Raw genomic sequence first — 18734 nt, forward strand, 5'->3', positions numbered from 1 at the left:
CACATCAAGCGGCCCGGCAATGCAGGTTGGGCGAAGGGGCGGCGTCCGGGGGGGGGGCGGGTGTCGGATTGCTGGGCGTTCAAGAAGGGCGCCTGGAGAGAGTGCGGGGATGATGACCGCTCACGGCGGATGGGCCGCGTGAATGCATGCATGCGGTCATCCCTCGGTCAGTTCATGGCGGTTTGCGGAAAGGTGGCCCGATTGAGGCATCGAAGGGACAGTTCCTGTTCCGAATTGCACAAACGCTAACTGGCCGGCTTCTGGACGACAATCCGGGTCCCGGCGGGGACAGCGCAGGCGACTTCACCAGGTCTTCGACCCGAAAAAAAGCAGCTTGCCCGTTTCACACATGTGCGCCGGCTCCCGTTACGCAGTCGGGGAATCCAATACTCTCACGGCTACTGAAGTCCCGGTTGTGCGAAACATGTCCCATGCCAGCGAGCTCCTGCAAAAACGCCGTCGTGCAAACCTGCAGGCCTTGATGGACGACTTCCGTACCGAAGGCATCACGACCTTTGAGCAACTTGCCGCACTGTTTGAGTTCCGGCCAGACGACCTCAAAGCGATGACGGAAGGTCGTTGTGACATCCGGGAGCACGAAGCGCGTCACGTGGAGTGGGTGGCAAACCGACGTCGCGGCTGGCTTGATGAATCCCGTCAGGATGATGGCGACTAGGCTGCCAGCCCAACGTTGCTGAAAAGCGCCTTGGACGACCGGGCGCAACTTGCTTGCTCGCCCGCCTGGACGGCTGGGATGAGTCAGGCCGGGCCTGATGTTTCACGGCAGGAGCATGGGCAGTGCCGGCGGCCTGCGTCAAGCAAGGCGCGCGCCGGCGGGGAAGGGCCACCACGCCTCGATGCGGCGAAACGGCCCAGTCCTGTCCCATCTGGCAGGGTTCACTGGCGGAGGCATCCGCGTTAGAGTGCTACGGCCATTCGTGAGAATCGCAAAGGCCTTCTCGTGAGGGGAGGCTCCCCTACTGGCCATGGAAAGGCTTCTGGCGTGCGCCCGGGTCTTGGGCGCGCGCTTCTCCGTTAAACAAAAAGCCGCACGTTGCGGTGCGGCGCTTGAAGTGACTTTGCACGCGTGTTGTCGCTGGGTCCATAACCGGACGGCTACAGTGCGCTACCGGACCTTGCGTGCGCGTTCAACCCGGTCAATGGGTATTTCATATGCCGTCTTGTGAACCCGTCATTCGTTGGCGGTGGAAGCGTCCGCGAAAGGCGGATGGCCGGGCCCACGTGCTCGCATGGGAAGGGGATTCGCGTTGCGCACGTGTCCTGGCGCCGCTGACCGCTTTGAGCGACAAGGGCAAGGCTTGGCCACCGGGTTGCGACAGACATGGTCAGGGTGGGAGAGTGGGCACGGGTGGGCATCGATCGTCATCTCACGGCCGGGAAAGGTAGACGTGCAGCCAGTGGATCCCTCGTTGCAGGCCATCCGTCGGGGCAACCTGCGCTTGCTGATGGCAACGCTCTCCACGGAGGGCGTGGACGCTTGGGATACGAGCGGCAAGCTTTTGGCAGGGATAAGCGGAGTCCAATTGCGGGCACTGATGCGCGGTATGGTCATTGATGACGCAATGGCAAGAGAGATGGAGTGGTCCATGCAACGACCCGTCGGCTGGATGGACCATGCCCATGTCGGCCTCCTTGATGAATGATGAGGGGGCGGTCGACAGGCAGCTAGCGCCGCCAGAACGCTCCTCAATCCAGTCGCGGATATCAAGCGCAGGCGAGCTGGAGCGGCGGCCTTCGTCCGGGACAAGATGACTGGCGGCTTGATGGATGACCGAGCGCAGGGCTGCACCGGGAAAGAGCACCAGGTCGCCAGCTTCGACAACACGAAGCGCGTGCGATCCGTCCCGAAGACCGACCACGTTTCTACGACTTCCCGGGTACTCGTTGGCTTATGCAATCAAGCACGTCAACCCGCCCCCACTGATGGCTATCCAGAATTCACGGAACGCTCCACGGTTTGTGGGGGGGCTGACACCTTGGGTCTGTCGTTTGCGACCCCTTGCCGGAACCTCCCGGTGCGCGCACCATCAGGCAACGCAAGCAGGAGGGACCGCAATGGCGGGATATTCGGGCGAGCATGCAGGCTTTGAGTACGAAGGCAGCTGGGCGTTGATGACAGGCGGTGGCTGCGTCTGGTCCGCGACCCTCTACCAGGGCGGGAATGCAGTCGGACGAATCGGTGGTGAAGCACCGCCACCGTCCGGTTTTGCGGTTGATGCGCACATTGCGGTCCAGACTGCGACGGAGGATGCGATATCCATCTGGCGCGACGAGACGTCCGGGGTGGGCTGACCGATGGGAGCGAGAACGTGCCAGCGCTAAATTGGCTCATCGGCCGTCGCGACACGTTTGACTACCGCGCGCGCTGGGAGAGGTCAAGCGGTGGGTGGATACTCTGGGCGGGGACGGTCTATCGGCGCGGTGACGTAGTCAGCACGCCGAGCGGCAGCCTGTCGCCGCGAGAAGGGGACGGTGAGTTCGCCATCAGTGCAGCAGTCCGGCTTGGCATGGAGACAATCATTGATTCAGACAAGTGGCGATGGCGCTGACGACGCCCTTGTTCCGAATCCAGATGTGACTGTCGCCCTGTCTCTGTCGCCACCGACCCGCCGAGCCGTACGAGGCCAGGTTCACAGCGCCGCAACGCCGCTGGCCGGTACAGTGTGCCTCCGGCTCTTCTCCCAGAAACGTCCGGTTTTCAATGCCGCTCCCTTCGGAGCGGCTTTTTTTGGCCGGGCGATTTATGGCTTGCAGGCGTCGGCGCCTGCCGCGTGCCATGGATTTCCCGGGCTGGCATCTTGCGCTTCCACGGTTTCCCCTTGCCTTGGCACCCCTGACATCCCGCTCCGGGCGGCGCCCAGCGCCTCGCTTAGTATCATCTGATGCATCAGGTGGCGGTTGCCGTATGTGCGAAAGAGCAGCGCCGCGACAAGAAGGCCGCCGAGCGCGAAAAGCGAGAGGCCGGTGACGGTCAGCCTGGCGGCAACGAGAGCGAGGCCAGCATCGCTTCTCGGCCAGCAGTAAGCCAGGATGCAAAGCAGGCTGGGGATGGTCAACACACAGGATACCGTCAGCGAAAGTTGCTTCGTGATGCGGTGCAGTCTGGCGTTTTCGACAGCGATTCGCTCTGAAAGGTCCATCGTGTCGCATCCTGTCGGGTTGGACAGGTATCGGCTGTCCCACGCTGGACTTGAGCCTCGCTGCGGGCAAGTCAGCGACCGGGGGAGCCCAGTCAGTGCACCCGCCAGTTCTGAAGAACTCGGGCACCACGGTCGCGGGGACGCGAGGATTGCGCCGTTGTGCCCGGTTGCAGCGTTCGGGTGATGTTGGGCCGTATGCCGGGTGCTGCGCCTCAAGGTGGCATAGGCCCATCACGGATGTGAGCGCCACAAATACATTGCTGTCTGTTTTCGTCACGGATGGAAGGTGAACGTGGGTCTCCGGCACAGGACAACACCCATGAACGTCATTCCAGGTCAAGAGCCAGAACCCACGCGCGACCCCTCCTCGCCGGACGAGACGCCCCCCTCGCCGGATGCACCGCCGACCAGACCATCACCGGATGACCCCCAAAAGGGCGGCCGCCCCATCGACGACCCCACCCCCTCCCACCCCGACGGCGGCGATGCGCTCGTCAACGGGTAGGCTGGCTCCCTGTTTTGATTGGCCAATCCCAGGGCTCTCCGGGGGGCACACATACGCACCCGCCGGATTTTTTTCCCGCTAAAACGCATGGCGCCGGCACCACTGGCGTGCCTCACTGAACAGCTTGTCGAGCGCCCGGTCGATGTCCTAGCCTGTTGCCGATGGACCATTGAGATGCATGGCAAGCAACAAGCGGTCACCGCAGCGCCTGGCAAGGCATGCGCCCCCCCCACATCCGCGATGTCCTGCGCTCTGAGGGCAATAGCCCAGTTTTTCCGGCCGATGGCATGCGACAACGCAGTGCTTTGCTCCGTCATTCGTTGAGCGACTGAACAGCGCGCACCGGGTTTGCCATGCGTGGTCACGGCGTTCTCGGGAGCGGGCGAGGCAGCCTCGCCGGCTGCAAAACGGACGCGGCATCGTGACCGTCTTTGAGAGAAGTGCAAGGTAACGTAGGCACGCGCGCCCGGCTGCCTCCCTTACGTCGCCGGGACTGCGGCTGTGACCAGGCCGCGCGGCGAGGACTGGCCTTTGCATCCCCTGGCCGGATGGGGTTGTTCAAGAGCTACGGACCAACCCGTGCAGCTGGTCCCGCAATCGGGCTGATGTGCCGCAGCGTTGAATCGCAATGCCCGGTTCACGTCGGCGACCCGCGTCCGTCCGCTCGGCTGGCTGTGCGCGGGCCCGCAAACCATCTTCGAGGTGTGGCCGAAGGACGGGCTGGCGCGTGTCCAGGCCATCTCAGCCTTGAGGTTGCCTGCGCCGTAAGGGAAGTTCAACGCAACGCGGTGCTGTTGACGTTCGCGTGATTAGGCGCTGGGTTCAGCGCTGTGCCCCGCAGCCCAGCCGCGAAGATGCCGGTCTAGCTGGCAAGCGAGTCTCAGCAAGGCTTCTCCGTACCCGGCGAGCGGGAGGCCCCCGGCCGGGCCGAGATGGGCTTTCACGGCACAGGCGCATAGCCATACCTTGAACAGCCCCGGCGACTGGGTGCTCGAAGTGATGGTGTCCAGATGGGTCCGCGCAAGGTCGAACTCGCCGAGCAAGACGGCGTGCCCCAATCTGATGCTTTGAAAGGAGAGGGCCGCAACGGCCGCACGCTCCACATCGCTCAACCTGTCCATGGCGTCATCGTACTGCGCGTGAGGCACCCGGTCGAGCAGGGCGCCGCCATTCCAGCACAGATGAAAAGCGTTCTTCCCGGGACCCGTCGCATAGTCGGATATGGGTTTTAGCCAATCTGCTCGGAAGGTTTCAGGTCGCGTATCTCGCGGTCGAAAAAGCGGCCAAGGGACGGTGCGGTCATCAACCGCGCATGCAAAAGCTCGTCGACCTGCGTGTACCGGTAGCAGGCACCCGAGGTGAATTTAAGTTCAAGCACTTTCAAATCGGCATCGTATCCAACAGCGGCGATGACGGAGGACTCCACCTTTTCCCGCTTCACGACTGGCTGTCGACCGGGACCGTGTGCACCTTGCGCGAAATGCACCCCTGGAGTGGGGCGAGCGACCCAGTGTCCACGACGGCACACGCTTCCCACACCCCATTCCGGTTGACGATTTCCATTCGCCAGCCTACGTCCATGAACGCCTCCGCGAGCGCCTGAGTGGCCCTCAGGCAGTAGTGCACAGCTTTGGTGTCACGCTCGGCGGCCGCACGGACCGCTTCAGCCCCTGCTGCATTGCTCGTCGAAGCAACAATGGCACCGTCGGCGCGCACAACCACATACCAGTCATTGTCCGCCTCGTCGTTCATGCACACAGCGTCCTCAAGGTCACGGCGTCCATGCTTGTCCAGTCCGGCCACGGTCGACATCCCCGTCCGCCATTCCGTCCAAGGCTTTCTGCCCGCGCGGGGTGATTTTCCACCAGCCACCGTCTTCGACGGCCATCCCAAGCTGAAAAAGCCCCCGACAGGCTGTCGGATTCAGTGAGCCTTGGGCCAGACGCCCTGTGTCCGACAGCTGCTGCAGGGCGAGCAACAAGGGTGGTGTGAGCGGATGCACGGGCGTCCCGGGTCGGAGGTCTCCATCGGACCATGACGCGCTCGCTTGCGATAGGCGGTTTTTCGGCAAATGACGTGGGCCATGTGAAGTCGCCCCTCTCGCTGCTGGCGCGTTGTCATGTCAGCAGGGATAGGTCGACGGAGGTGCGCTCGTCGCGAACTTTCTCGCAGCGGACATCAGAGCCTGAAACTCGCCTGCCTCAGGCGGTGAGCCGGGCGCCAATCCTTGAACGGGTGGCACTCGGGCCATTACCCTTGTCACCCACCCCATTTGAAAGCACCACATGTCACTCGTCCGCATCTTCATCCTTCACCCCTCACAGCCTGGCAACGCATGGCATGTGTCCGAAGACGGAAGGGACGGGGAGTCGTTCCGGGACGGCCTTGTCGCGATGCACGCCGCCTGTGACCGCGCCCGGGCGCTCGAACAACTCGGCTTCGACGTTCAGGTGCGGCAGGAAGGTGCCGATGGCACTTGGCAAATCATCCGCGAATAGTCAAAGCCTCGTCTGCGCAAGCGCGTGGGCGAGCCCGAGCAGCACATCGCGTGTCACGGGCTTTTGCACGAAGGGAAACGTGGAGCAGGGGGAGGGCAACACCGTGCGGGGATGCCCGGAGACGAAAGCCACGGGGACGTCTTTGGCAAGCAGTGCTGTGGCAACCCCGAGCGAGTCCCCCCTTCGATGTCGATGTCGAGGAGGGCAATGTCGGGACGCGCATTGATGATGGCGTTGATGGCGTCCGGTTCGGACGCCGCGATACGGCTGACCCGAAATCCCCCATCTGCGAGAATGAGCTCGAACACGCCCGACACCGCCGGATCGTCTTCGACAAGCAGACAGCGAGGCGCTTCATCAGGCGGGTAGGTCATGGGCAAATCCGGGCGGCGGACCGGTAGAGTCCCGGATATTCTGTCAACGGCCCGTATGACATGCTCGGGCGAACCCTGTGCAGACGTGACGACGATACGAACGCACTCAGCCGCCCCTGGTCGGAAGCATCGCGAGATCCATGAACGTGGCACTTGCCTCGCCGATTGTGCGGATGGGCGTGACCGTGGCGATGCTGGCGATTCGTGCGTTGATGTCCTGGAACACCTCGTCCTCGAACAGGGCATCGACGGGTGAGCCTGCTGCAAGGGCAGCGATGAAAACCACCTCCCCGTTTGTGGCCTCGCAAAGGAGCGGTCTTCGTTCGCCAAGGGCGCCCCGGCTTCGCGCATGGGTGTGTTGACTTGCAAGCAGGGTAAGGAGCTCCTCCCGCTTGCCTTCCTTCGGCCTGTAGGCCACGACCAGTACCCGTTCCACGCAATGCTCCCCTGTGTGGCGCACGGAGATGGTCGCGGAACAGGACGTCCGGCTCAAGTCGGGACGCCGCTACAACTGCTGGGTTCTTCACCCGTGTGAAGACCCTCACCGCCGGATAACGACCACAATCCGGCGCCGTCACGTACATCGGCGCTTCATGAGCCTCCCATCAGCGGAGGTGTGCCATGAGCGAGCAGCAAGGGTCACGGGACAACCAGCAGCAGGGCCAAGGGCAAGGTCAGCCGGGGCAAAGCAACCAGCCCGGCAAGGACCAGCAGCCCGGGCAGGGCGGTCAACCCGGGGAGGACTCGGGACAGACGCAGCCCGGGCGGGATGACCAACCCGGCGGCGGCCGGAAAGAAAAAGAGCCCGGTCAGAACAACAGGTGAGCCGAAGCGCCCGCAAACGCGGGCGCTTTCATATTGGTCCGAAGCTGCCCGGCGCTCAGTGATTTCCAGGCCGGTGATAGGGATTTTCGACAGCAGGCTTCGTCCCCATCGACTCGACCGCGCGCCAAACGGCATCAAAGGCCACCCGCCAGTCCATCTCCCGGGGCTCGGGGCCGCCCAATACCCCGGCGAGAAGCTTCAGGGCCGGCCGAAGACTGCCAAGGGCCGGCCGCGTGGCCAGCTCCCGCACGTGCGCAAGGCTCATGCGGGCCCCCGCAAAATCGCCGGCCTTCGCCGCGTCGACCGTCATTTCCAGGCCCAGGGAGACGAGGCCAAGGAGGGTCGGTGGACGGGGGCGGGAATCAGTTGCCATACGTTCAATTGTACGACAGCAGGCGACAGTCGCCGACTCGAACGTGTCCGAGTAAATCGCGCATGAACGAAAATACCAATTTTGTCATTTTGTCTTCAGGCCGGCACGCGGGCGCCGATAATTAGGTACCCGCTAGGAATTCCCATGACCGTTCGCCAGCGCATCATCGTCCTTGTCGTCTCTGCCGTCCTGATCGCCCTGGGTGTTGGTGCAGCGGGGCTTTTTGCGCTTCGCCAGACTGGCCGGCAACTCGACGACCTGTATCAGAGCTCACTCATCCCCATCGTCGACGTTACGGCCATCCGCGACCTGTTCAACGACAACCGCACGGGCCTCAACCGCGCGTTGCTCAAAGGCACCGTGGAGGCCGCTGCCGAAGAGAAGGCCAGCAATGCCGGGGCCGTTCGTCGCATGGACGCCCTTTGGGCCCACTACTACCCGGCCATGGTGTCGTCGAGCCAGGAACGCGCAGCCGCCGAAGCGTTTCTCAAGGCCCGCGATCGTGCCCGCGTCGCCAAGGCCCAACTCGAACCCGTGATGGCCAGCGGGCGCCATGATGAGGCGGTGGCCTTCATGCTGGACACCGTGGGTCCGGCCTTCACGGAGGAATCCAGGGCCATCGAAGCCATCGTCAAGGCCAACGTGGACGAAGCGGCGGTTGCCTATGTTGAAACCCAGCGCCGGGAAAAGGCGGCCATCCTGACGGTCTCCCTTGTTGTCGTTTTGGGCGGGCTGGGTCTGGTCATCGCTGGCCTCTTCCTTGCCCGCTCCATCATGCGGCCACTGGTGCAGGCGCGGGAACTGGCCGCGTCGATAAGTGAGGGCGAGTTGGGGCATACCCTTGAGGTGAGGGGCAGAGACGAGGTCAGTGACACCCTGCGCTCCTTGGTGGCCATGGACGCGACCCTTGCCGGCATTGTCCGCAAGGTCCGGGACAACGCCGCGCAGGTCAGTGCGGCGGCCCGGGACATTGCCGCCGGGAACGATGAGCTGTCGTCGAGAACCCAGGAGCAGGCCTCAAGCCTTGAAGAGACGGCCGCCTCGATGGAGGAAATGACCGCCTCGGTGCGCCAGAACGCCGAGTCTGCGGCGGCAGCGCGGGGACTTGCCGAACAACTCTCCCTTCAGGCGTCGGCCACCCGTGGGTTGGCTGGGGAAACCTCGGAGGCAATGGGGCGGGTCAGTGCCGCGAGCCGGGAAATCGGAGGGATTGTGGCAGTCATCGACGAGATTGCCTTCCAGACCAATCTGCTTGCCCTCAATGCGGCCGTGGAGGCTGCGAGGGCGGGCGAGCAGGGCCGGGGGTTCGCGGTGGTCGCAGGAGAAGTCCGCCGTCTCGCCCAGCAAAGCGCCGTGGCAGCCAGGGACATCAAGGGGCTCGTTGCGTCCAGCGGTGAGCGGGTCGAGGAAGGGGCGGTCCTCCTCGAACGGACAACTGCTGCGCTGTCGGAAATGCAGGGCGCAGCCGTGAAAGTAGCAAGCTTCGTCACTGAAATTGCCACCGCGAGTGCCGAACAGGCGGCAGGCATTGATCAAGTCAACACTGCGGTCACCGAACTCGATGCCGTCACCCAGCAAAACGCCGCGCTGGTCGAAGAGGCGAGTGCTGCCAGTCAGCAGGCGAGCGAGCTGGCTGAGGGGTTGATGACCCAGGTCGCCGTCTTCCGCTTTGCAGGCGACGCCAGCGAGCGCATTGCTCACGGCCCGCCGCCTTCAGCGCTCCCCGTCCACGCACCTAAAATGAGAGTCGCCCCTCCGCCGCCCACGTTGGCCACGGTCGAATCAGCATGGCGTGAGTTTTGACGAGGCAATTGCGGGCGCCGGTGTGGTTGCGCGCTGGGGTCTGGGCATTATGTGCAGTGCGCCCAGCCGCCGGCATGCGCTTGCCGTGGGCGCTTTTCCGCTCATGGCATGGTTCGAAGCCTTCGTGCCTCGCGCGCTCTGTTCCAGTCGTTTCGAAAAACCGTGTCGGGCTACCGAAATGACACCTATCCGCCACCGACGGTACAAGACACACTGTTGCGATGGGCAGTCTTGCGTTGATGACTTCTGCCGTCCTAATTCCCGACTAGAAATGGAAAGGGCGCCCGAAGGCGCCCTCAAATTTTAGAAGCCTACGCTCACTTGCCTTTGCGGGCGTCGTCAGCCGCCTTGCCAACTTCCTTTTGCACCTTTCCAGCGTTCTTCTCGATGTTGCCTGCGGCTTCCTTCGCCTTGTTGCCGGTGACCTTGCCGGCGACTTCCTTCACAGCGCCCTTGACTTCGTGCTTCGTGCCTTCGGTGCGGTTCTTGTCCATGATTTATCCTCAGGGTTGGGTGGCAGCACTGTCTTTCCGGGGGCCGCAGCACGGCGTCGAAATGTCATCAAGGCGCGCTTCACGCAAGAATCCACGCTCGAACACGCACCGCGAAGCATGCCCGCTCGCCAGTGGTCAGCGTCAGCAGGGCGGGCATGGGGCCCCCTCACTGAGAGACCGTAGACGCGCGATCGTCACTGCCGGCGGGGTAGGGCGGGCACGCTTTGCGCTCGGGCGTGGGACAATTGGGTGTTCAAGGGGCGAGCCTGAAGGAGAGAGGGAATGATGGCCGGTTCTGGCTGATGGGCAGCGTGAACGAAGCCATATGCGGCGCTTCGCCCTTTCATCCATCGTTCCCAAAGAGGTCCTCACAATCCCGCGCTCGACGAGGAGATCCCCATGAGTGACCCGACATCGCGTGTGCCGACCCGGATTGAGTACGAGGGCGTCGACCACCCCGGCAGCGATATCTTCTTTGCGGCCGTTTCAACCACGCGCATGCCGATGATAGTCACGGACCCGAGGCGCCGGGACAATCCCATCATGTTCGCAAACCCGGCCTTCCTGCGCATGACCGGATACACGAGCGAGGAGCTCATTGGCCGCAACTGCCGTCTGCTGCAGGGCCCTGGCACGGACCGGGTGACCATTTCGGCCATCCGTGACGCCGTGGCCGCGAATCAGGAGATTGCCACCGAGATTCTCAACTACAGGAAAGACGGGAGCACATTCTGGAACGCGCTCTTCATCTCCCCTGTCTACGACGGAAACGGGGAAGTCGTCTTTTTCTTTGCCTCCCAGCTGGATGTCAGTCGTCGCCGGGATGCGGAAGACGCACTTCGCCAGGCGCAGAAAATGGAAGCCCTGGGCCAGCTGACGGGAGGCATCGCCCACGACTTCAACAATCTCCTGCAGTTGATGATTGGCTATGTCGAGTCCGTCGAGCTCGGTCTCGGTAAACCGGACATCGACCGCGAGAAGCTTTTGCGATTCATCGGAGGGGCGCGTGCCGGTATCAAGCGCGCCTCGACCCTGACTTCCCAGCTTCTTGCGTTTTCCCGCAAGCAGACCCTGCAAGGCCGTGTCGTCAACCCAAACCAGGTGGTCAGTGACATGCAAGACATGCTCGCCCGGTCCATCGGTGCGGATATCCAACTTGACCTCGAGCTTTCGCCGACGACGAAAAATGCACGACTTGACCCAACGCAACTGGAGGTCGCCCTCCTCAACGTCGCCATCAACGCGCGGGACGCGATGGACGGTCGGCCCGGCAAGCGCCTTGTCATCCGCTCGCGCAATGCCACTCCTCTGGAGGTCAACAACCAAGGGGAACTCTCGACGCGCGGTGGGGACTTTGTGGCCATTGACGTCATCGACAACGGGATGGGCATGCCGCCCGAGGTGGCCGCCCGCGTGATGGATCCTTTTTTCACGACGAAGGAAGAGGGCAAGGGGACGGGGCTCGGGTTGTCGATGGTCTACGGGTTTGCCAAGCAGTCCGGCGGCGCTGTGGGTCTGACCTCCACGGAGGGCGAGGGGACGACAGTCACCATGTACTTCCCTGTGGCCGTTGAAACCGACGATGGACGAAGCGCTCAGTCCGTCAGTCGCATCGACCGGGCAGCGGACCGCTCGGGCCATGAACGCGTCCTTGTTGTCGACGACCGCCATGACCTCGCGGAGCTCGCCCACACCATCCTCGAATCGCACGGCTATCAGGTCCTCTCTCTGACCGACCCCCAGGAAGCTTTGCGAACGTTGGAAAGGGATGGCGGATTTGATGTGCTCTTCACCGACATCGTCATGCCCGGCGACCTCAATGGTGTGGCCCTCGCACGGAAGGCACGTGCGGTGCGGCCCGGCTTGAAGGTCCTCCTGACCACTGGCTACGCCTCCCAGTCGGTCGAGCGCACAGACGCAGGCGGCATTGCGTTTGATGTGCTCAACAAACCCTACTCCCGCATGGACCTGCTGCGGAAGATTCGCTTTGTCCTTGACGGGCCAACCGGTATCAGTTGAGCCTCATGCCTCGTGGCGCGATTAAGACTGACCCCCAGAATGGGATACCATGTCGATGAGCCGTCATCCCGGGCATGAAATCCGGCATTTGGAGTGCCCGGTAGGAAAGGCAGGGGCGAGGCCGTCGCCGAGCCGTCTGCTCGACGGGGCGCCCTTGCTCCTGTCCCCTCGTGCTCCCCCGGGAGATAGCTGACGCGCTGCGGCCACGTCTGCCTACCCGATGATTAGGTCGGAGAGTACCTGGAGCCGGTTGGCGTAATCGGAAAAGGCAGCGCCGGTATTGTTCGGGTCATCTGAGTCGGCAAACAGTTCGATGCCGCTCATCGTCATCCGCGCGCCCAGCGCTTCGAGTTCGGCGATGTGGTGCCGCTCGAGTTTCAAGACAAACCGGGTCACGTGCGACCCGGGCGCTGGGCCCGCGAGGCCCACCGGATGACCCAAGGCATTGAGAAGCTCGTACCGGTCGTCTCCGACTTCGCGCAACAGGTGGGGAAAGAAGCGCTGGTAAAACAGCATCGGGATTCTCCAGTCCTTGAGCGTCACTCCCGTGTGTAATCTGGGGCCCGTGACGGAGGAGGGCACGGAACGTGGTTGGATGGTCAGCAAATGAGGGCCAGCCATCGCAAGCGCCTAGTCGGCCTGAAGACTCCATCTTGCAGCAGGCCAAAAGTGGTCTATGTTTGGAGAGGCGCTTTCAGGTCAGGCGTAAACAACCGCCACTTTCCATCTTCCCCCTCAATGCTGAGGTATGCCCGACCTGCAGCCCCGTCGAGCCTTGCCGCAAGCTTCGCAGCAAAAGCCACTGCGTCATGACGCGCCTCAAACGTTCGATGGCTCCCGCCAGGTGTCGCGATATGCCACGTCTGGTGCGGTGGGTGCAGCGGGATGTCAAAGACAAGCATCGGCGAGCGGTCTGAGGCGAGGCTCAAGGACTATGCCCGGCACGGTCGTCTCGTGTGTCAAACGCATGCACACGATTGTGAAGACGTTTCACCCGTTGTTTCTTCTCGAAACTAAATGTGACTCGCCGTAGACAGCGTCTTGATTCCCTTCGTGTCACACCGACCCTTCCATCCCATGGGAGAAGGTCATGACGCGCTCAAAGTTCAGAATGTCCCTGTTTGCCAGCTGTCTCGTGCTCGCAAGTGGGGGTGCCATCGCCCAGACAGCGAACGCATCAACGGGTAGCCAGGCCGATGCGTCCTTCGTCAAGGCAGCGAGCGCGGCCGGGCTCGCTGAAGTAAAGCTGGGCAAGCTTGCCACCGAGAACGGTGGATCGGATGACGTCAAGACGTTCGGCAAGAACATGGTGGATGACCACGCCGCCGCCGGCGAGGAGCTGAAGACCATCGCAGCCGGGAAATCGATTCCGGTGTCGAGCGAGCCGATGCCGGCTGACGCCAAGGTTGCCGACCAGATGGCGGGACAGAAGGGAGCAGCGTTCGACATGGCTTTCAAGAAAAAAATGGTCGCGGACCATCAAAAGGTTATTAAGCTGTTCACCAGGGAGTCGACCAACGGGAAAGACGCGGATCTGAAGGCTTTCGCCACAAAGACCCTGCCGACGCTCAAGCACCATCTTGAGATGGCCCAGAAGCTCCCGGCCGCGAAGTGACCGTCATGACGAACCGCACCCTCAAAGACCTGGCCAAGGCCATGGCGAGCATCGACTTTGCGATGCTCCAGACTTATTCGGCCAACGGGGAAATCGCCGGTCGTCCCATGAGCAACAATGGCGATGTCCAATACGATGGAGACAGCTGGTTTTTCGGCTTTGAAGCAACGCATTTCGTGAGCGAAATCGAAGCCAACCCAGTGGTGGCATTGTCGTTTACTGGCGCCAAGTCATTGCTCGGCAAGCCACCGCTGTTTGTGGCCGTCGAGGGTCGAGGTGAGCTCATCCGCGACAAGGCCCTGATGCAGGAACACTGGCACAAGGAACTCGACCGTTGGTTTGAGCACGGCGTGGAGACCCCCGGCATCGTGATGCTTAAGGTCCATGCGCACCGAATCACTTGGTGGGAAGGCATGGAAGAGGGCGAGATCACCTTGTAAGAGAGTTCCTGGTCGGACAGCGCAGCCCGCCCGGGCCCACGGGTGCTGCGCGATGTCAAGGATAGCAGCGTCTGGACCGCAACACGCCTCAGCAGCCTCTTCGCCGCTTTGGCATGACATCGACCTGTCGTTGATGCCGCGCCTCCGACAATCAGTTCGAAACCTTAGGCATCACCTGGCTCCCTTCAGGCACACCGCAAGGCGTGCCTGTTTTTTGCTTGGGATGCTCCGGAGCAGATGCCCGACGCTCGCTTCTCCTCGCTGGCACGTCCCCTTTTGTCGGCCTTCGCAGCCCCGACCCTCGGGGCTGTTTTTTTGCAGTCAGGCTTCCATACACGACCTGAAAACGAGCAGCGCCTCAAACGACAATATTTGCGCACAAAATATTGACGTCCGTGAAGGCAGCCTGCGTGTTTCTCCCGATTCGTTGGGCCACACCCCGGACTGAGGAAGGCTGCCGATGCACCCACTCCCCCGTAGCACCACCGGCATCCAGGGACTCGATGCCATCCTCAGGGGACGGCTCCCCTCCAATCGCCTTTATCTGCTTGAAGGTCAGCCGGGTTCGGGCAAGACCACCCTGGCGCTCCAGTACCTTCAGGAGGTGTGCGACTCGGCGAGCGCTGCTTGTACGCGACTTTGTCGGAAACAGCGGATGAGCTGAGCGACGTGGCAGCGTCCCACGGCTGGACACTCGACGGCATTGATCTGTTCGAGCTCGCCGCTGCCGAGAGGTCCTGGGGGACGGTCGCCAGCAGTCGGTGCATCATCCTTGGGAAGTCGAACTCGACGGCACCACCCACCTCATCCAGCAGCAGGTCGAGCGCATCGAGCCCACACGCGTGGTGTTCGACTCGCTCTCCGAGCTCCGGCTCCTCGCCTAGGACGCCGTTCGCTACCGCCGGCAGGTTTTGTCGCTCAAGCAGTTCTTTGAACCACGCAACGTCACCGTCTTGCTCGTCGATGACCTGACCGGGAAGGGTGGGGAGCGCGACGCCCATCTCCACAGCCAGTGCCATGGCGTCCTGTCGCTGGAACGTTTTACCCTGGACTTCGGTGCGGCGCGTCGGCGCATGCAGGTCCAGAAACTTCGCGGTGTCAATTTCATCGCGGGTTATCACGATATGGCCCTTCTCACCGACCGGATCCGAGCGGGGGGCATCGAGGATAGCCCCGGTGCCTGAATCGGAAGCTTCGGCTGCGGGTGAGCCGTGGCCGAGCCCGTCGATGATCGCCGCTGAAATCACACCGTGGTCAGCACACACGACCCAACTGTCCCCGCAGACGCGGCCGTTGCGAAACGCATGCTGGGCTATCCTCGAGCCTTTGATGCAGGACGGCTGAGGGGGACGAGAGTCCCAAATGATCCTTGACCCGGATGCCGCACTGCCGTTGCTGGGCATGCAAGACCGGTACGGCGCGCACCAGAGACCAAGAATGGAACGACCTGTCACTTCACTTGGGTGGGGCGGACCCGTTCGGTGCCGTGAGCGACGAAACCGCCCTTGGCGGGGCCATGCCCGACCGCTCCTGTGGCTCGACGGGCGAGCCATCCAACCAACCTTCCGGCAAGTGCATGGTCCACTCGATGTCCCGCGCGATGTCGTCCGGGATGGGGAATCCGGCAAGGAAGTTCCGCAACGCCCCCACGGGGAGGCCCACCCGCTCGGCCTGGGAGCGCAGGCTCCCCGAGCCTTCGCCTCTAAGGCTTTCGAGCAGGCGGAGCAAGCAACGGTGTCGCGGTGCACGGGCGTCGGCCGGCGGGGTGGGGCTGGAGAAGACCACGTGCGACAGTCCGGTGGGTGGGACGCGGAGGATGCCGCCCGACACCGGAAGGGGAGGTGAAAAAATGCACAGTTACGGCAAACAAAGGCCGGGGAGGTCATCGAGCGCCGTCAGGGGCAGGTGGTCGAGCCCCGATGCGCTGCCACCGGGAAGATAGACGCAAATGCCTGGCTGCATGGCCCGCGCCTGGCGCTCCATCCGCTCAACCTCCATGTCACTGCCGCAACATAGAAGAATTGCCCGTACTCTCGAGTACGCCACAAGATGGCGCACGGCGTCCGGCTAGATAGTGACGCACGAAATGGTGAGTCCTGCATTGACCGGTCCATCGCCAAGGTTTCCCTTGGCCGCCTCCGCCCCGACAACGAGCCAGTCCAAGGTTGCATGGGTTTGCGTCAGGTCCATCACGTCCTCGGGGGCGGGGCCAACACGGCGAATACGTTCCCTTTGCCTGCTCGGATGCAGTGTGTGCGAGACCAGCCCGGGCTGGGCTCCCAGGCAGTGAGATTGGAAAATGCAGCAAGACAGGCGCTAGGGCAGAAGGAAGGCCGCGCGGCTCGCGTCAGACCGGTGTGCGGCACTAACCAATTGCAACTCGGTAAAAAAGGCGTCCAATGCCACCTCGCAGACCGCCATTGAGGAGCGCCCATCGGTGAGGTGGCCCACCAACGCGCCGGCTGTTGCCCCAAGCGCGCTCAACCCTGCCGCCCATGCCCCATCGCGCATGTCGGACGCAAGTTCCACAGCCCGGCCGTGGTCGGCGAGGCGCATGGCTTGGGCGAGGCCAATGGTCTGCTCGACCAGGCGCTGGATGGCGGAGTTTTGTGACAGGGCAGTCATAATTCAGGAGGGTCAGGGCAGCGACAGAGCTGGAGCATCAATGCCTAATCCGCATGCTCGCGGGTAGGCCGTGAAGCGGACGGCAACCTGCCCCAGCGGCAGCGGCGAGCGCCCACCAGCTGCTCGGGGCGATCAAACTCGCGCTGTCGTCAGGTCAGGTGTCGCTGCCACGCGCGAAAGGCCTGATGCCGGTTGCGCGCTCGATTTGAGCGCATCGAGAAAGCGGGTGCGCCAGGTCGTGATGGTGTTGGCCTCCAGCACGTTCATCAACGCCCGCCAGCGCGTGCGGCGTTCCTTCAAGGGCATGGCCAAGGCCCGCTGGACAGCTCCGGAGACCTCATCGAGGTCGGACGGATTGACCAGCTGTGCTGCGTCTTTCTCCTTCGCTGCGCCTGCAAACCGGGAGAGCCCACCGGCGAAGTCAGCTGGGTGGGCATCTAAAATTGGAAGGCAAGGTTTACGAGAAGCACTTACTTGATCACGGGCGCAAGTGGTGGCCGATTAAGCGCTTCGAGCAGGCCTTCCCGCGCGCCAAGGTCAAATCCTCGCAGCGGCGTCTGGTCGTGGACTCGCTATGTCGTACCGACGTTAAGTTTCCGGACGAAGGTATACCGTTCACCGTGATCCTGACGCTCCATGACCCAACCGGCCATGCCTCCGTGTTTAACGAGTTGCGGCGAACCTTGCGCAGCAGCGGCGCGCGCATTGCCGATATCCGCACCGCGGTTCGTGTCGCCTCGCGAACATGACGAACTTCTAGGCATTCTGAGCACTCCGTGCGCGCAGCCCCACGCGCGCCGCAACCCGCTCGTATCTTTGAAATCAATGCGGCTTAACCGTCTTCAAGGAGGCGAGCAGCGGGATTCTCTGTGGCACCGCCCATTTGAAAGTAGCCGATCACACTCGAAACCGATCGGTGTTCAGTCAGTTGCATAATTGCCGGCAGCGCGACACCCTGACGGCTCGCTTCGGTCACGAACCCCGATCGCAGGCTGTGCCCTCCAAAGTCGCCCTCCAGCCCGGCCAAGCGAGCTCTTCGTTGCACGATCTCGCCCACCGCGGCCGGGGAGAGGGCAGGGCCCACCCGCTGTTTCCATAGCCGCCGAAAAATTGCCCCTTCGATGATGCCAGCGGCAGCCAGCCAAGCCTCTAGCGCTCGGGCGGCCCGATCGAGGACTGGTTTATCGGGTGTCGAGGTGGGAGTCACGCCGGCCTGCTGAGTCTTGCTGTGCTCCAGCCGATAGATGAAACCCTGCGACCCGATTCGGCGTAGGTCGCGCAAATCCGCGGCCGCGACTTCGCTGCGTCGGCGCCCACCGCTGGCAAAGCCAAAGCAGAGCAGGGCACGGTCGCGCAAGCCCTCGATGCTGTCGTCACAGGTGGCTAGCATGGCTTCGAGCTCGGCTATGGTGATGGCGGTCTTTTTGCGTGGGCGTTCCCCGCGCTTAACCGCGGCGCGGGCGGCCCGACTGAGCACCGTGCGGATGGCCGGCTGTTCGCAGGGATTGGTCACGTGTTTGAGTCGGTGCGCCGTAGACAGCACGGCGACCCGATGGCGAACTGTCGCCAGCGTCCATGGACCGCGCTTGGCTTTGAGGCCGGCCGCGACCAAAGCCTGATCAACGGACGGCGGCAACTCCCAAACCAATTCACCGTCGGAGGAACGGCGCACGACGTGATCGACCACGAATTGCAGCACCGTGGCTTCCGGCACCGGCAACGTCATGTCGACGCCATAGCGCGCCGCGTGCCAGCCAGCCCAATAGCGCAGGGCGCTGGCGTAGCTACGCGTGGTGTTGTCGGCCGCCGCCTCGGCGAGCAGTTCGCGCACGGCATCGGCGGCTTGCTGGGCCAAGTGGATCGGCAGTGCCAGGCTGGCGGCCGGTTGGGCGAGGCTCGGTATCGTGGAAATATCTTTCATACTATGTAATATATACTACGAAATAGGGCATCTACCCGCGATAATCATCACTTATCGCGAGTACGAAATCAAAGGGCAGGG

The 18734-nt window shown here is 62.9% G+C and carries 20 protein-coding genes and 1 pseudogene; 10 read left to right on the top strand and 11 right to left on the bottom strand.

The genetic code is table 11. The annotated features are described in order from the left end of the window. Positions 1-424 precede the first annotated feature (424 nt). Both VI08_RS09015 and VI08_RS09020 read left to right on the top strand, forming a co-directional pair. Positions 425-676 (top strand): hypothetical protein, encoded by a 252-nt coding sequence (locus VI08_RS09015; protein WP_045829252.1) that lies wholly within the window; start codon positions 425-427, stop codon positions 674-676. Positions 677-1430: 754 nt separating this feature from the next. Then, positions 1431-1664: a hypothetical protein gene (locus tag VI08_RS09020; RefSeq protein ID WP_157006507.1), complete on the top strand. Its 234-nt coding sequence runs from the start codon at positions 1431-1433 to the stop codon at positions 1662-1664. A gap of 1098 nt (positions 1665-2762) precedes the next feature. Here the strand turns inward: VI08_RS09020 and VI08_RS09030 are convergent. From VI08_RS09030 to VI08_RS22005, 3 genes are all read right to left on the bottom strand, one after another. Then, complete coding sequence (locus VI08_RS09030; protein ID WP_045829255.1) at positions 2763-3161, bottom strand: hypothetical protein; 399 nt, start codon at positions 3159-3161, stop codon at positions 2763-2765. 1733 nt (positions 3162-4894) lie between these two features. Beyond that, complete coding sequence (locus VI08_RS22000; RefSeq protein WP_045829257.1) at positions 4895-5107, bottom strand: KTSC domain-containing protein; 213 nt, start codon at positions 5105-5107, stop codon at positions 4895-4897. Further along, entirely contained in the window at positions 5104-5418 is a 315-nt protein-coding gene (locus VI08_RS22005) for a hypothetical protein (protein ID WP_198148889.1), read from the bottom strand. The genes VI08_RS22000 and VI08_RS22005 overlap by 4 nt, the downstream gene beginning before the upstream one ends. A 533-nt stretch (positions 5419-5951) precedes the next feature. Between VI08_RS22005 and VI08_RS09050 the strand changes: the two genes are divergently transcribed. Further along, positions 5952-6164 carry a hypothetical protein gene (locus VI08_RS09050; protein WP_045829259.1) on the top strand — a complete coding sequence of 71 codons (213 nt, stop codon included), beginning with the start codon at positions 5952-5954 and terminating at the stop codon, positions 6162-6164. A 480-nt stretch (positions 6165-6644) separates the two neighbouring features. On the opposite strand, the gene VI08_RS09055 is transcribed toward VI08_RS09050, so the two are convergent. After that, positions 6645-6974, bottom strand: coding sequence for a hypothetical protein (locus VI08_RS09055; RefSeq protein ID WP_045829260.1), 330 nt, complete (start codon positions 6972-6974; stop codon positions 6645-6647). Positions 6975-7159: 185 nt separating this feature from the next. On the opposite strand from VI08_RS09055, the gene VI08_RS22010 reads away from it, so the two are divergent. Then, positions 7160-7363 (top strand): hypothetical protein, encoded by a 204-nt coding sequence (locus VI08_RS22010; protein ID WP_045829261.1) that lies wholly within the window; start codon positions 7160-7162, stop codon positions 7361-7363. Positions 7364-7418: 55 nt separating this feature from the next. On the opposite strand, the gene VI08_RS09065 is transcribed toward VI08_RS22010, so the two are convergent. Continuing rightward, positions 7419-7736: a hypothetical protein gene (locus VI08_RS09065; protein ID WP_045829262.1), complete on the bottom strand. Its 318-nt coding sequence runs from the start codon at positions 7734-7736 to the stop codon at positions 7419-7421. A gap of 144 nt (positions 7737-7880) precedes the next feature. On the opposite strand from VI08_RS09065, the gene VI08_RS09070 reads away from it, so the two are divergent. Then, positions 7881-9539 carry a methyl-accepting chemotaxis protein gene (locus tag VI08_RS09070; protein ID WP_045829263.1) on the top strand — a complete coding sequence of 553 codons (1659 nt, stop codon included), beginning with the start codon at positions 7881-7883 and terminating at the stop codon, positions 9537-9539. A 317-nt stretch (positions 9540-9856) separates the two neighbouring features. Here the strand turns inward: VI08_RS09070 and VI08_RS21225 are convergent, their stop codons facing one another. Beyond that, positions 9857-10033, bottom strand: coding sequence for a CsbD family protein (locus VI08_RS21225; protein WP_084621386.1), 177 nt, complete (start codon positions 10031-10033; stop codon positions 9857-9859). 399 nt (positions 10034-10432) lie between these two features. On the opposite strand from VI08_RS21225, the gene VI08_RS09075 reads away from it, so the two are divergent. Next, positions 10433-12052 carry a histidine kinase famiy protein gene (locus VI08_RS09075; protein WP_045829264.1) on the top strand — a complete coding sequence of 540 codons (1620 nt, stop codon included), beginning with the start codon at positions 10433-10435 and terminating at the stop codon, positions 12050-12052. Positions 12053-12265: 213 nt separating this feature from the next. Here VI08_RS09075 and VI08_RS09080 read toward each other — a convergent pair whose 3' ends face one another. Both VI08_RS09080 and VI08_RS22515 read right to left on the bottom strand, forming a co-directional pair. Further along, positions 12266-12595 (bottom strand): hypothetical protein, encoded by a 330-nt coding sequence (locus tag VI08_RS09080; protein WP_157006513.1) that lies wholly within the window; start codon positions 12593-12595, stop codon positions 12266-12268. A gap of 131 nt (positions 12596-12726) precedes the next feature. After that, positions 12727-12954: a DUF2188 domain-containing protein gene (locus VI08_RS22515; RefSeq protein ID WP_198148890.1), complete on the bottom strand. Its 228-nt coding sequence runs from the start codon at positions 12952-12954 to the stop codon at positions 12727-12729. A 188-nt stretch (positions 12955-13142) separates the two neighbouring features. Between VI08_RS22515 and VI08_RS09085 the strand changes: the two genes are divergently transcribed. The 3 genes and pseudogenes from VI08_RS09085 to VI08_RS09095 form a co-directional block, all read left to right on the top strand. Further along, positions 13143-13667: a DUF4142 domain-containing protein gene (locus VI08_RS09085; protein ID WP_045829266.1), complete on the top strand. Its 525-nt coding sequence runs from the start codon at positions 13143-13145 to the stop codon at positions 13665-13667. 5 nt (positions 13668-13672) lie between these two features. Then, a complete protein-coding gene (locus VI08_RS09090) occupies positions 13673-14107 on the top strand; it encodes a pyridoxamine 5'-phosphate oxidase family protein (protein ID WP_045829380.1) in 435 nt (144 codons plus the stop codon). A 460-nt stretch (positions 14108-14567) separates the two neighbouring features. Beyond that, positions 14568-15258: pseudogene (locus VI08_RS09095) on the top strand (ATPase domain-containing protein); the annotation flags it as partial. Positions 15259-16423: 1165 nt separating this feature from the next. Here the strand turns inward: VI08_RS09095 and VI08_RS09105 are convergent. Both VI08_RS09105 and VI08_RS21230 read right to left on the bottom strand, forming a co-directional pair. Then, positions 16424-16732, bottom strand: a complete 309-nt coding sequence (locus tag VI08_RS09105; RefSeq protein WP_045829268.1) for a hypothetical protein — start codon at positions 16730-16732, stop codon at positions 16424-16426. A 132-nt stretch (positions 16733-16864) separates the two neighbouring features. After that, positions 16865-17176 (bottom strand): trehalose-6-phosphate synthase, encoded by a 312-nt coding sequence (locus VI08_RS21230; protein ID WP_084621387.1) that lies wholly within the window; start codon positions 17174-17176, stop codon positions 16865-16867. Here VI08_RS21230 and VI08_RS21705 point away from each other — a divergent pair. Next, the gene (locus VI08_RS21705; RefSeq protein WP_157006518.1) at positions 17098-17481 is read left to right on the top strand and encodes a hypothetical protein; all 384 of its coding nucleotides are present in this window, start codon (positions 17098-17100) and stop codon (positions 17479-17481) included. The two genes, VI08_RS21230 and VI08_RS21705, sit on opposite strands and share 79 nt — an antisense overlap. 83 nt (positions 17482-17564) lie before the next feature. Here the strand turns inward: VI08_RS21705 and VI08_RS09110 are convergent, their stop codons facing one another. After that, positions 17565-18653, bottom strand: coding sequence for a site-specific integrase (locus VI08_RS09110; protein WP_045829269.1), 1089 nt, complete (start codon positions 18651-18653; stop codon positions 17565-17567). Between the last annotated feature and the right edge of the window lie 81 nt (positions 18654-18734).

It is taken from the genome of Luteibacter yeojuensis, assembly GCF_000964085.1.
Lineage (GTDB): Bacteria > Pseudomonadota > Gammaproteobacteria > Xanthomonadales > Rhodanobacteraceae > Luteibacter > Luteibacter yeojuensis_A.

Bases quoted from the DNA above. Each gene is read 5' to 3' on its own strand.
- VI08_RS09110 (WP_045829269.1), bottom strand. From the start codon at position 18,653: ATGAAAGATATTTCCACGATACCGAGCCTCGCCCAACCGGCCGCCAGC.
- VI08_RS09065 (WP_045829262.1), bottom strand. From the start codon at position 7,736: ATGGCAACTGATTCCCGCCCCCGTCCACCGACCCTCCTTGGCCTCGTC.
- VI08_RS09090 (WP_045829380.1), top strand. From the start codon at position 13,673: ATGACGAACCGCACCCTCAAAGACCTGGCCAAGGCCATGGCGAGCATC.
- VI08_RS09015 (WP_045829252.1), top strand. From the start codon at position 425: ATGTCCCATGCCAGCGAGCTCCTGCAAAAACGCCGTCGTGCAAACCTG.
- VI08_RS09070 (WP_045829263.1), top strand. From the start codon at position 7,881: ATGACCGTTCGCCAGCGCATCATCGTCCTTGTCGTCTCTGCCGTCCTG.
- VI08_RS09075 (WP_045829264.1), top strand. From the start codon at position 10,433: ATGAGTGACCCGACATCGCGTGTGCCGACCCGGATTGAGTACGAGGGC.
- VI08_RS22515 (WP_198148890.1), bottom strand. From the start codon at position 12,954: ATGCTTGTCTTTGACATCCCGCTGCACCCACCGCACCAGACGTGGCAT.
- VI08_RS09030 (WP_045829255.1), bottom strand. From the start codon at position 3,161: ATGGACCTTTCAGAGCGAATCGCTGTCGAAAACGCCAGACTGCACCGC.
- VI08_RS22010 (WP_045829261.1), top strand. From the start codon at position 7,160: ATGAGCGAGCAGCAAGGGTCACGGGACAACCAGCAGCAGGGCCAAGGG.
- VI08_RS09085 (WP_045829266.1), top strand. From the start codon at position 13,143: ATGACGCGCTCAAAGTTCAGAATGTCCCTGTTTGCCAGCTGTCTCGTG.
- VI08_RS09105 (WP_045829268.1), bottom strand. From the start codon at position 16,732: ATGACTGCCCTGTCACAAAACTCCGCCATCCAGCGCCTGGTCGAGCAG.
- VI08_RS09050 (WP_045829259.1), top strand. From the start codon at position 5,952: ATGTCACTCGTCCGCATCTTCATCCTTCACCCCTCACAGCCTGGCAAC.
- VI08_RS22005 (WP_198148889.1), bottom strand. From the start codon at position 5,418: ATGAACGACGAGGCGGACAATGACTGGTATGTGGTTGTGCGCGCCGAC.
- VI08_RS21225 (WP_084621386.1), bottom strand. From the start codon at position 10,033: ATGGACAAGAACCGCACCGAAGGCACGAAGCACGAAGTCAAGGGCGCT.